Origin of the sequence: Nocardioides allogilvus (genome assembly GCF_003047285.1) — a bacterium.
Taxonomy (GTDB): domain Bacteria; phylum Actinomycetota; class Actinomycetes; order Propionibacteriales; family Nocardioidaceae; genus Nocardioides; species Nocardioides allogilvus.
Map to the genome: position 1 here is coordinate 174,671 of NZ_PZYX01000002.1, position 11,239 is coordinate 185,909.

At 70.9% G+C, this 11,239-nt stretch carries 10 protein-coding genes; all 10 read right to left on the reverse strand.

All coding sequences use genetic code 11. From position 1 onward, the window contains the following. Positions 1 to 13 precede the first annotated feature (13 nt). The 10 genes from ftsW to mraZ all read right to left on the reverse strand — a co-directional run bounded on the left by ftsW (position 14) and on the right by mraZ (position 10,947). Positions 14 to 1,246, reverse strand: coding sequence for a putative lipid II flippase FtsW (gene ftsW / locus C9J87_RS04145; protein ID WP_107704824.1), 1,233 nt, complete (start codon positions 1,244 to 1,246; stop codon positions 14 to 16). A gap of 19 nt (positions 1,247 to 1,265) precedes the next feature. Continuing rightward, a complete protein-coding gene (gene murD, locus C9J87_RS04150; protein WP_107704825.1) occupies positions 1,266 to 2,729 on the reverse strand; it encodes a UDP-N-acetylmuramoyl-L-alanine--D-glutamate ligase in 1,464 nt (487 codons plus the stop codon). Next, on the reverse strand, positions 2,726 to 3,838 hold the full coding sequence (gene mraY / locus C9J87_RS04155; RefSeq protein WP_107704826.1) for a phospho-N-acetylmuramoyl-pentapeptide-transferase: 1,113 nt from the start codon (positions 3,836 to 3,838) through the stop codon (positions 2,726 to 2,728). The genes murD and mraY overlap by 4 nt, the downstream gene beginning before the upstream one ends. Then, the gene (locus tag C9J87_RS04160) at positions 3,835 to 5,241 is read right to left on the reverse strand and encodes a UDP-N-acetylmuramoyl-tripeptide--D-alanyl-D-alanine ligase (RefSeq protein ID WP_107704827.1); all 1,407 of its coding nucleotides are present in this window, start codon (positions 5,239 to 5,241) and stop codon (positions 3,835 to 3,837) included. Before C9J87_RS04160 ends, mraY begins: the two co-directional genes overlap by 4 nt. Next, entirely contained in the window at positions 5,238 to 6,761 is a 1,524-nt protein-coding gene (locus C9J87_RS04165; RefSeq protein ID WP_232819825.1) for a UDP-N-acetylmuramoyl-L-alanyl-D-glutamate--2,6-diaminopimelate ligase, read from the reverse strand. The genes C9J87_RS04160 and C9J87_RS04165 overlap by 4 nt, the downstream gene beginning before the upstream one ends. A 23-nt stretch (positions 6,762 to 6,784) precedes the next feature. Continuing rightward, positions 6,785 to 8,563, reverse strand: coding sequence for a peptidoglycan D,D-transpeptidase FtsI family protein (locus C9J87_RS04170; RefSeq protein ID WP_232211507.1), 1,779 nt, complete (start codon positions 8,561 to 8,563; stop codon positions 6,785 to 6,787). 70 nt (positions 8,564 to 8,633) lie between these two features. Beyond that, positions 8,634 to 9,164 (reverse strand): hypothetical protein, encoded by a 531-nt coding sequence (locus C9J87_RS04175; protein WP_010833535.1) that lies wholly within the window; start codon positions 9,162 to 9,164, stop codon positions 8,634 to 8,636. Beyond that, entirely contained in the window at positions 9,161 to 10,147 is a 987-nt protein-coding gene (gene rsmH / locus C9J87_RS04180; RefSeq protein WP_036490960.1) for a 16S rRNA (cytosine(1402)-N(4))-methyltransferase RsmH, read from the reverse strand. Before rsmH ends, C9J87_RS04175 begins: the two co-directional genes overlap by 4 nt. Positions 10,148 to 10,156: 9 nt before the next feature. Then, on the reverse strand, positions 10,157 to 10,318 hold the full coding sequence (locus C9J87_RS19595; protein ID WP_156887223.1) for a hypothetical protein: 162 nt from the start codon (positions 10,316 to 10,318) through the stop codon (positions 10,157 to 10,159). 200 nt (positions 10,319 to 10,518) lie between these two features. Beyond that, positions 10,519 to 10,947 carry a division/cell wall cluster transcriptional repressor MraZ gene (gene mraZ / locus C9J87_RS04185; RefSeq protein ID WP_010833537.1) on the reverse strand — a complete coding sequence of 143 codons (429 nt, stop codon included), beginning with the start codon at positions 10,945 to 10,947 and terminating at the stop codon, positions 10,519 to 10,521. Positions 10,948 to 11,239 lie beyond the last annotated feature (292 nt).

The window sequence follows — 11,239 nt, forward strand, 5'->3', positions numbered from 1 at the left end:
ATCAGGGGGAAATCTATCGGCCGGCCGACAGGCCCGCCGAGCGGTTGCGCTTGCGGGCCGCGAGCGCACGTGCGGCCTCGGGCTCTCGCCGGGCGAACCCGATCAGGATCCCGAGCGCGACCAGGGACGGCAGCAGGGCCGATCCGCCGTACGACACCAGCGGCAGCGGGATGCCGATGACCGGCAGCACCGCGAGCACCATGCCGACGTTGATCATCATCTGGCCCAGCAGCCAGACCACGATGCCGAAGGTCATGTAGCGCACGAACGGGTCGTCGGTGTGCATCGCGATCCGCAGCGCGGCGAAGGCGATGGTGAAGAACAGGCTGATGACCAGGAGAGTGCCGGCGAGACCGAGCTCCTCGCCCAGCACGGCGAAGATGAAGTCGGTGTGGGCCTCGGGCAGAGAGCCCCACTTCTGCGCGGAGCCGCCGATGCCCTCCCCCAGCCAGCCGCCGCTGGACAGGGCATAGAGGCCGTGGGCGGGCTGCCAGCCGGAGCCGAGGTAGTCCTTGAACGGGTCGGCGAAGTTGGTGATGCGCGAGAGCCGCTCGGAGTCCATCGCGGCCAGCAGCAACGCAACCGCGCCGACGATCGAGATGCACACGACGAACAGTCGTGCCGGCGCACCCACCACCCAGAGCATCCCGAGCAGGATGGCGAACAGCACGAGCGCGGTGCCGAGGTCGCGTCCGGCGACCACGAGCCCGGTCGCCAGCAGCATGCCCGGCACCACGGGGATCATCACGTGGTGCACGCTGCCGAGGCGGCGCTCCTTGCGGGCATAGACGTTGGCGGCCCACAGGATCAGGCCGAGCTTGGCGATCTCGGAGGGCTGGATGGCGAGCGGGCCCACCGCCAGCCAGTTCTGGTTTCCGTTGCGCTCGACACCGAGGAACGCGGTCAGCAGCAGCAGCGCCAGCGACACGACGTAGGCGGGCCAGGCGAGGCCACGCACCCACCCGACGGAGAGCCGGGAGGCGACGAAGGCGCACGGCAGGCCGATCAGCACCCACAGCAGCTGGCGCTTCACGACGGCGTAGGAGTCGTCGTAGTAGCGCAGGCTGTAGACGCTGGACGCGCTCAGCACCATGATCAGGCCGATCGCCAGCAGCAGGGCCGACGCACCCAGCAGGAGGTAGTAGGACGACAACGGGCGGTCGAGCGCGGCGCGGAAGGCGGCCGTGCGGGCCCGGGAACCTGAATCGGTCTGGGTGGGGGTCCCGGCGGCGGTCGTGGTGGCCATCCGGTCTCCCCCTTCGTCGTCAGTCTCCGGTCAACCGCCGGTGCACCGCAGCGGCGAACTCGTCACCTCGGGCGCCGTAGTTGGCGAACATGTCCATGGACGCACATCCCGGCGCCAGCAGCACGGTGTCGCCCGGCTGGGCTAGGCGTGCGGCCGCGTCGACGACGCGATCCATCGGTGATCCAGTCTCCCCGTCGTCGATCTCGATGACGGGCACATCGGGCGCGTGTCGCGAAAGCGCGTCGGCGATCACACGACGGTCCCGGCCCAGGAGCACGGCGCCGCGCAGCCGGCCCCGGACCGCCTGGACGAGCTCGTCGAAGTGCGCCCCCTTGGCCAGTCCCCCGGCGACCCAGACGACCGGCTCGTAGGCCTGCAGCGAGCTCATCGCGGCGTGCGGGTTGGTGGCCTTGCTGTCGTCGACCCAGGTGACTCCGCCGCCTTCGGCGACGTGGGCGATGCGGTGGCCGTCGGGCTTGAAGGAGCGCAGGCCGTCGCGCACGGCCTCTTGCGAGACCCCGTGCGAACGGGCCAGCGCGGCGGCGGCCAGGGCATTGGCGACGAAGTGGGGGGCGGGCGACGCCAGGTCGGCGATCGTGCACAGCTCGGCGGCGCTGCTGGCGCGCTGCTCGATGAAGGCTCGGTCGGCCAGGAAGTCCTCGACGACGCCGACCATGCCGACTCCGGGCATGCCGAGGGTGAAGCCGATCGCCCGGGCGCCCTCGACCACGTCTGCCTCGACCACGAGCCGCTCGGTCTCCGGGTCGGCCACGTTGTAGACGGCGGCGCGCTGGACCTGGTGGTAGATCCGGCCCTTGTCGGCGGCGTAGTCGGCCATGGGGTGCGGGCCGTCGTACCAGTCGAGGTGGTCCTCGGCGAAGTTGAGCACGACCGCGGACTCGGCGCTCATCGAGCGGGTGTAATGGAGCTGGAAGCTGGACAGCTCGACCGCGAGGACGTCGTAGGGCTCGGGGTCCATGACGGCCTCGACGACCGGGCGTCCGACGTTGCCGACGGCCGCGCTGCGCAGGCCGGCGGCGCGCAGGATCGAGTCGAGCATCTGCACGGTGGTGGTCTTGCCGTTGGTGCCGGTGACGGCGAGCCACGGAGCTGCGTGCTCGGGGTCGCGCAACCGCCAGGCGAGCTCGATCTCGCCCCAGACGGGGATGTCGCGCGCCGCGGCCTGGGCGAGCAGGGGCGCCGACGGCTTCCAGCCCGGCGAGGTGACGAGCACGTCGACGTCGTCGGGGAGCACGTCGGTGGCACCCTGCTCGAGCCGGATCCGGGCGCCGAGGGTCTCCAGGAGCTGGGCCTTCTCGGCCTTCTCGGCGCTGGTGTTCTCGTCGAGCGCGGTCACGTCCGCACCGAGGAAGAGCAGGTTGTCAGCGGCGGCGAAGCCGGAGACGCCGAACCCGGCGACCACCGCACGCACGCCGTCCCAGGGGGTGTGCCTGCCCAGGGCGTCGAGGTCGGGGGTGGTCATCCGATTCCGGCCACCCATTCGGCGTAGAAGATGCCGAGGCCGCCGGCCACGCACAGGCCGGTGATGATCCAGAAGCGGATCACGACGGTGACCTGCTCCCAGCCGAGCATCTCGAAGTGGTGGTGCAGCGGAGCGATCCGGAAGACGCGGTGGCCGGGCTGCACCCGGAAGACCGAGCGGAACAGTCCGCTGGCGCGACTGAGCTTGAAGACCGAGACCTGCACCATCACCGAGAGGGTGATGACCACGAACAGGCCGCCGATGATGATCAGCAGGAGCTCGGTGCGGGTGAGGATCGCCAGGCCGGCGAGGGCGCCGCCGAGCGCGAGGGAGCCGGTGTCGCCCATGAAGATCTGGGCCGGTGAGGCGTTCCACCACAAGAAGCCGAAGCAGGCTCCGGTGATCGCGGCACACACCACCGCGAGGTCGAGCGGGTCGCGCACCTCGTAGCACTTGGCGCCGGGCCCGATCGCGCACGACTGGCTGTTCTGCCAGATGTTGACCAGCGTGTAGGCGGCGAAGACCAGGATGCTGGCCCCGGTCGCCAGCCCGTCGAGACCGTCGGTGAGGTTGACGGCGTTGCTGAAGCCGGTGACGAAGAACCAGATGAGCACGATCACCACGACGGTCGGCAGCGCGAAGCGCTCGTAGTCGCGGATGAAGGAGATGTGGTGGGACGCGGGGGCGTTGCCGCGGTCGTCGGCCAGCGCGGGCGACAGCGCCAGGATGGCGAAGGTCACCGCGATCACGGTCTGCCCGATCATCTTCGCCCGACTGCGCAGCCCCAGGTTGCGCTGGCGACTGATCTTGATGAAGTCGTCGAGGAAGCCGACGAAGCCGAGGCCGACGAACAAGAAGATCAGCAGCATCGCCGAGGCCGTCGGCAGCTGCATCGTGATCAGCTTGGCCGTGAAGTAGCCGATGACGGTCGCCAGGATGATGACGATGCCGCCCATGGTCGGCGTGCCGCGCTTCGTGTGGTGGGTCGTGGGCCCGTCGTCGCGGATCTCCTGGCCGTAGCCACGGCGCGAGAGCACGACGATCGCGTAACGGGTGCCGATCAGCGAGATCAGCAGGGACAGGCCACCACCGAGCAGGATCGCTCTCATCTGGTGCTGCCTCCTTCTGCGGGTGTGTCGTGCAACGGTTGGTCGAGCAGGGCCTCGGCGACGAGCTCCAGCGCCGCACCTCGCGAGGCCTTCACCAGGACGACGTCGCCAGCCGACACATTCTGTCGCAACCACGCCACTGCCTCGGCGCGCCCCGCCGTGACAATCGCCTCACCCGACCAGTCGTCCTGCTCGGTCGCCGCGGACGCGATGTGCGCCGCCATGTCGCCGATGGTGAGGAGTACGTCGACCTCGGCCGCGGCAGCGGCGGCGCCGACCTGCCGGTGGGCGTCCACGACGCCGTCACCGAGCTCGAACATCTCCCCGAGCACGGCGATCGTGCGCCGGCCGGCCTGCCGGCGGATGCCGCGCAGGACGTCCAGCGCGGCCGCCATCGACTCGGGGTTGGCGTTGTAGGCGTCGTTGATGACAGCACTGCCGTCGACGCGGTCGTGCAGCTCCATGCGCCAGCGCGAGGGCGGGCGGGCGACGGTCAGCCCGTCGGCGACGGCGTCCAGGTCGATCCCGTTGGCCAGCGCCATCGCGGCGGCGGCCAAGGCGTTCTCGATCTGGTGGTTGCCGAGCTGGCCGAGGTGGACGCTCGCGCCGCTCCCCTGCCACTGCAGGTCGAAGGAGGGCCGGCCGAGGTCGTCGGTGAAGACCTCGGTGGCGCGCACCATGGCGTCGGTGCCGAAGGTGACCAGCGTGCCGGGGGTTCGCGGGGCCATCGCGGCGACCAGCGGGTCGTCGGCGTTGAGCACCGCGGTGCCCTCCGCGCCGAGCGCCTCGACGATCTCGCCCTTGGCCTGCGCGATCGCCTCGCGGCTGCCGAACTCGCCGATGTGGGCGGTGCCGACGTTGATCACCGCCGCCACGTCGGGCGGGGCGATGCGGCACAGCTGGGCGATGTGGCCGACCCCGCGCGCCCCCATCTCCACGACGAGGTGCTTGGTCTCCGGCCCGGCGCGCAGCACCGTCAGCGGCACGCCCAGCTCGTTGTTGAAGTTGCCCCGGGTCGCGACGGTCGGGCCGTCGCCCTCGAGGATCGCCGCGAGGTAGTCCTTGGTGCCGGTCTTGCCCTGCGAGCCGGTCAGCGCATAGGTCGTCAGGCCGGCCAGCTCGTCGTGCACGTGGCGCGCCAGGTCGCCGAGCGCGGTCACCACGTCGTCGACCACCACGGTCGGCACGCTCGTGGGCCGGCTGCCCAGGACCGCGACAGCGCCTGCGGCGACGGCCTGCTCGGCGAAGTCGTGGCCGTCGACCCGCTCCCCCACGATCGCGACGAACAGCCCGTCGGCCTCCGGGGTGCGGGTGTCGATGAAGGCGCCACCCGTGACGGTCGCGTCACCGTGGGCCGTGCCGCCGACGACCTCTGCGATCTCGGCCAGCGTCATGGTGATCATCGCGCCGCCAGCCCTGCCACGGCCTCGCGGGCGACGATCCGGTCGTCGAAGGGGTGGACCTCGCCGTGGATCTCCTGGCCCGTCTCGTGTCCCTTGCCGGCGACCAGCACGACGTCGCCGGGTGCCGCGCGGCGTACGGCCTCGATGATCGCGGCCCGGCGGTCGCCGACCTCGACGACCTCGGCCGACCCGTCGCCGGTGCCGGCGAGGACGGCCGCGCGGATCGCGGCCGGGTCCTCGGTGCGGGGGTTGTCGTCGGTCACGATCAGCACGTCGGCGAGCCGGGCGGCGATGGCGCCCATGATCGGCCGCTTGCCGGGATCGCGGTCGCCGCCGGCGCCGAGCACGACGATGACCCGGCCATCGGTGAGCGGACGCAGGGTGGCGATGACGGCCTCGACGGCGTCGGGCTTGTGGGCGTAGTCGACCACCAGCACGAAGTCCTGGCCGGCATCGACCTGCTCCAGCCGGCCCGGCACACCGGGGCCCTGGCCGATCCCGGTGGCGACGAGGCCGGCGTCGAGGCCGGCGATCGCAGCCGAGGCGATGGCGGCCAGCGTGTTGGAGACGTTGAAGGCTCCCGGCACCGGCACCCGCGCCGGGAATCGCAGGCCGTCCGGTCCCAGGACGGTGAAGGAGGTCCCGTCGCCGGCGAGCTCGATGTCGACGGCCTGCCAGTCGGCGGGACCGCGGATCGAGAACGTCTGCATCGGGATCGTGGCCCGCTCCAGCAACAGGCGGCCGAACTCGTCATCGAGGTTGGTCAGTCCACGCCGGGCACGGCCGGGGGTGAAGAGCGAGGCCTTGGCCGCGAAGTAGTCGTCGACGTCGGTGTGGAAGTCGAGGTGGTCACGGCCGAGGTTGAGGAACGTCGCGACGTCGAAGACCACGCCGTCCACGCGGCCCAGGACCAGCGCGTGGGAGGAGACCTCCATCGCGCAGGCCGAGACGCCGCGCTCGCGCATCAGCGCGAACAGGCCGTGCAGGTCGGGCGCCTCGGGCGTCGTCAGCGAGGTCTTGATGTCGGTGCCGGCGACGCGGGTGCCGACGGTGCCGATGACCGCGCCGGTGATGCCGACCGCCTCGAGCCCGTCCTCCAGCAGTCGCGTCGTGGTCGTCTTGCCCTGGGTGCCGGTGACGCCGATCATCTGCATCGCCTGCGCGGGCTCGCCGTAGATCCGCGCGGCCACCTTCCCGAGCACGTGTCGCGGCTGGTCGACGACGATCGCCGCGGTGCCGGCCGGCAGCAGCTCGGCGCCGGCCGGGTCGGTGAGCACGGCGACCGCACCGGCCGCCAGGGCGGTGCCGGCGAAGTCGGCTCCGTGCGCGCGGGCGCCCGGCAGGGCGGCGTACACGTCACCGGACTGGATGCGTTGGGTGCTCAGCGAGATGCCGGTGACCTCCGCGGCCAGCGCACCCACGGTGTGCACGGGCGTGATCGTCTCGAGCCACGCCGCGAGGTCGTGCAGCGGCGTCGCGGTCGGCGACGAGGGGCGCCCCGAAAGCGCATGGTGGTCCACGAGCGGAGGGTATCGCTGCCCGGTCACCACTCGACGGGGAGTCGCGACGGCTTCCCCTCGGTCGGGGGGACGCGGTAGCGGCTCAGCGCGTATCCCATGATCCGGGAGAAGGCAGGACCGGAGATCGAGCCACCGCCTCCGTCGACCTGGGGGTCGTGGAGGACGACGTAGACGGTGAACCGCGGGTCGTCCGCGGGGGCGAACCCGCCGAAGGACACGGAGGTGGATCCGTCGTAGCAACCGCAGTCCGGGTCCACGCGCTGGGCGGTGCCGGTCTTGCCTGCGACGAGGTAACCGGGGACCTGGGCGCGCGGCGCGACGCCGGCGTCCTCGTCGACGACGCGCTCCATCATCCGCGCGGTCTGCTTCGCCGCCCGGGCGCTGACGACCCGCTCCTCGGTCGCCACGTCGGTGCCGACGACGGTGCCGTCCTCGGTCGTCGCGGAGCCCCGGATGATGCTGGGCGAGATCCGCACGCCGCCGTTGGCGATGGTGTTGACGGCCGTCGCCATCTGGACCGCGTTGACCGAGACCGACTGGCCGAAGGCGACGCGGTCCTTGGTCTGCGACGTCATCACGTCGCCGGGCGTCAGGATGCCGGGCGACTCCCCGCGCATGCCGATGCCGGTGCGCTGGCCGAGGCCGAACTTCTGGAGGTAGCCGACGAGGTCGACCGGCGTGAACGCGTCGGCCGCGAGGACGGTGCCGATGTTGGACGACTTGGCGATGACACCGGCCAGAGTGAGCCGGATGTTGCCGTGGTCGAACCAGTCGCCGATCACCCGGTCCTGGCGCGGCAGGTTCGGTGGGATCCGGAGCTTGGTGCGGGGGGTGACCTTGCCGGCGTCGATCAGCGACGCGGCAGTCAGCACCTTCTGCACCGAGCCGGGCTCGTAGGCGTCGTTGATCGCGCGCGAGCCGAGGTCGTCCTCGTCCGCCTCCAGCGGCTTGTTGGCGTTGAAGGTCGGGGCGTCGGCCAGGGCCATCACCTCGCCGGTGCGGGAGTCCTGGACGATGGCGACACCGCTCTTCGCCCTGTACTGCCGCAGCGTCTGGGTGAGCACCCGCTGGGTGAACCACTGCAGGTCCTGGTCGATCGTGGTGGTCAGCGGCGCGCCGTTCTTGGCCGGGACGACGGTGTTCTCCCCCAGCGGGATCCGGTTGCCGCCGCCGGTCTGGAAGCGGGCAGTGCCGTCGGTGCCGGAGAGCTGGGCGTCGAAGGTGCGCTCGAGGCCGCCGAGGGCCTCGTCGGTGCCCATGAAGCCGAGCAGGTTGGCCGCCACGTCGTCGGCGGGATAGTCGCGGATCGGGTCGTCACGCAGGGTGATGCCCTCGTAGCCGGCCTCGTCCAGCTCGCTGAGGACGTCGCCGGCGAGCGTGCTCGGCACCCGGCGCGCGATGTACTCGAAGCGGCTGCCTTCCTCGCGCAGGCGGGTGAGGGTCTTGAAGTAGTCGACGTCGAGCCGCTGCGAGAGCACGGTCGCGAGGGCCGGGGCGTCGTCGGCGGTCATGAAGGGGTCGGCCACGACCATCTTACCGTGGATCGAGTCGGCCAGCGGGAGTCCGTTGCGGTCGAGGATGTCGCCCCTCTCGGCCGGCAGGGTGACCTCCACGACGCTCTCGGCGGCCGCCATGGCGGCGTACGAGTTGGGATCGATGCCCTGCAGCTGGACGAGCCGCGCACCGAAGAACGACAGCACGATCGCGATCACGATCAGGCCGAACCTGAGCCGGAAGTGCGGAGCACCGCGACGCGCGTCCTGAGGACGCAGCCGCTTCTCGCTGGTCGTCTCGTGAGGCAACGTAACTCCGTCCAGAGTGGTGAGCACAAAACTAGGTGGCACCGGCGCCCTCGCGCCGGGTGCCGCGCCGTCAGCGGCGCTTGCGGGCCTGCGTCTTCGTGGCGTCGAGTGGGGTCGGCTCGGCAGTGACCTTCACGATCGTCGGGGCCGGGTCGAGGACCTGCGGCTTGATCGGCGCGGGCGGGGTCAGGTCGAGCTTGTCCTCCGGCAGCGCCGGCACCCTCTCGCCGAGGACCGTGCCGTCGAGGGTGAGGAAGGTGGGCGCGGCCGGCACGACCATGCCCATCTCCTGCGCCTGGTTCGCGACCCGGTCCGGGTTGCGCAGGTCCTCGAGCTCCATCTTCAACGTCTGCTCGCGCGCCGCCAGCGTGGTCGCCTGCTCCTCGAGCGAGGTCGCCGCGAAGGACGACTGCTGCATCGAGGTGTTGAACAGCAGCAGGCCGACGACGCCACTGATCAAGATCAGCGTCACCAGGGTCACGAACGGCACCTTGGGCGCGCGGGTCCGCGCGCGGGGGACGACGGAGAGGCGGGCCCTCTCGACGGCGGCGGTGGCGATGCGCGGAACACGGTTGCGGATCTGGACGGCGGGACTGCTCATCGGGTGGCTCCTCGGCTGGGCCGGGTCTGGGGAAGGGATGGGCGGACTCGTTCGACAGCGCGCAGCCGGACGGAGGCGGCGCGCGGGTTCTGCTCGATCTCCTGCTCGTCGGCGACCTCCGCGCCACGGGTGACCAGGCGCAGCAGCGGCTCGCTGCCCTCGGGCAGGAAGGGCAGGTCCTCGGGGACGTCGAGGCGCGTCACCGCGGTGAACGCGCGCTTGACGAGCCGGTCCTCGAGCGAGTGGTAGGACTCGACCACCACGCGCCCGCCCACGCCGATCGCGTCGATGGCGGCGGGCATCGCGCGGCGGAGCACGGCCAGCTCGTCGTTGACCTCCATGCGCAGGGCCTGAAAGGTGCGCTTGGCCGGGTGTCCCCCGCTACGGCGCGCGGGTGCCGGGATCTCGGCATAGAGCAGCTCGACGAGGCGGGCGCTGGTGGTGAACGGCTCGGTCTCGCGCTGGCGCACGACCGCGTACGCGATCTTCTTGGCGAACTTCTCCTCGCCGTAGTCGCGCAGCACGCGGGTCAGGTCGGCCGCGGAGTAGGTGTTGAGCACGTCGGCCGCCGTGGGTCCGGTGGTGCCGTCCATCCTCATGTCGAGCGGCGCGTCGACGGCGTAGGCGAAACCGCGCTCGCGGACGTCGAGCTGCATGGAGGAGACGCCCAGGTCGAAGAGGACCGCGTCGACGTGGTCGAGGCCCTGGTCGCGCACGACGTCGGCGATCTCGTCATAGACGGCGTGTACGCCGATGAAGCGGTCGCCGAACGGGCGGAGCCGCTCGCCGGCCAGCTCGAGGGCGGCGGTGTCGCGGTCGATGCCGATGACCCGGGCCGTCTCGCACTGCTGGAGGACGGCTTCGGTGTGACCACCGAGGCCGAGGGTGCAGTCGATCATCACGGAGCCCTCGTGGGCGAGTGCGGGCGCCAGAAGAGCAACGACCCGGTCGAGCATGACCGGGGCGTGTTGGGGGGTGCTCATCGGTTCCGCCTACCGACCCACGTGCATGAGGACGAAGAGCGCCACGGTGAGTCCCGCCGAGGTGGCGGCCGAGAAGACCATCAGGCTGACAGCGTCGCGAGCCTGCTCGCGCACGCGCGGTGGCCGGCCGGCCATCCCGCCCGGGCTGCGAGTGACTGCGGTGCTGCTCATGATCTCGACCCCACGTTGGTTGTTGGTGCTGGCGCTGACTGTCTGGCTGGACTGACTGGGCCGCCGGACCTGGTCCCTGCCCGCTCCCCCAGGGAAGTGCCGTCTGACACCGGGGAAGGTGAGTCAGAAGACGAGAGGGAGCGGACACGAGACCGGGTGCTGCGGACCACGTCAGTTGTTCTGTTGTCTGGCTGGTGCTGCTAGATGCCGGGGAAGACCTCGTCGCTGAGCTCGGAGAACTTCTGCTCCTGCTCCTCGGAGTAGGCCGTCCATGCCGTCGGGTCCCAGATCTCGATGCGGTTCATCGAGCCGATGACGACGACGTCCTTGGTGAGAGATGCGTATTCACGTAGCGACCCGGGGATCGAGATGCGCCCCTGCTTGTCGGGGACCTCCTGGGAGGCCGCGGCGAACAGCATGCGGACGTAGTCACGAGTGCCCTTGTTGGTCACCGGCGCCTCGCGGAGCCGGTCGGTCAATCCTTGGAAGTCCTCCATCGACCAGACCGTCAAGCAGCGCTCCTGCCCTCTGGTCACGACGAGTCCCTCCGTGAGCTGGTCCCTGAACTTCGCGGGGAGGAACAGCCGGCCCTTCTCATCGAGCTTGGGCGTGTAGGTGCCGAAGAACATCCGGCACCTCCCCTGCTCGATGTGCGAGAACGACCCTGTCCCCCACTTCGCTCCACCTTACCCCACAACGCTCCACCGTCAACCATGTTCCGGGCGTTTCCCGCCCCGTTCGCGCCGTTTTCGGGGGCCTGCCTGTCGGCGGTACGGCGCGGCGTACCGCGGAAAACCGGGCCCTGGAGCCCCGGTGGAGCGCCGGTGGAGGAGATCGGCGCGACGCGGTGGTGGAAAATGGAGGGAAAGGTGGGGAAGTGCGACCGATCACTTGCGGGCACGTCATACGGTGGTCGCAGCA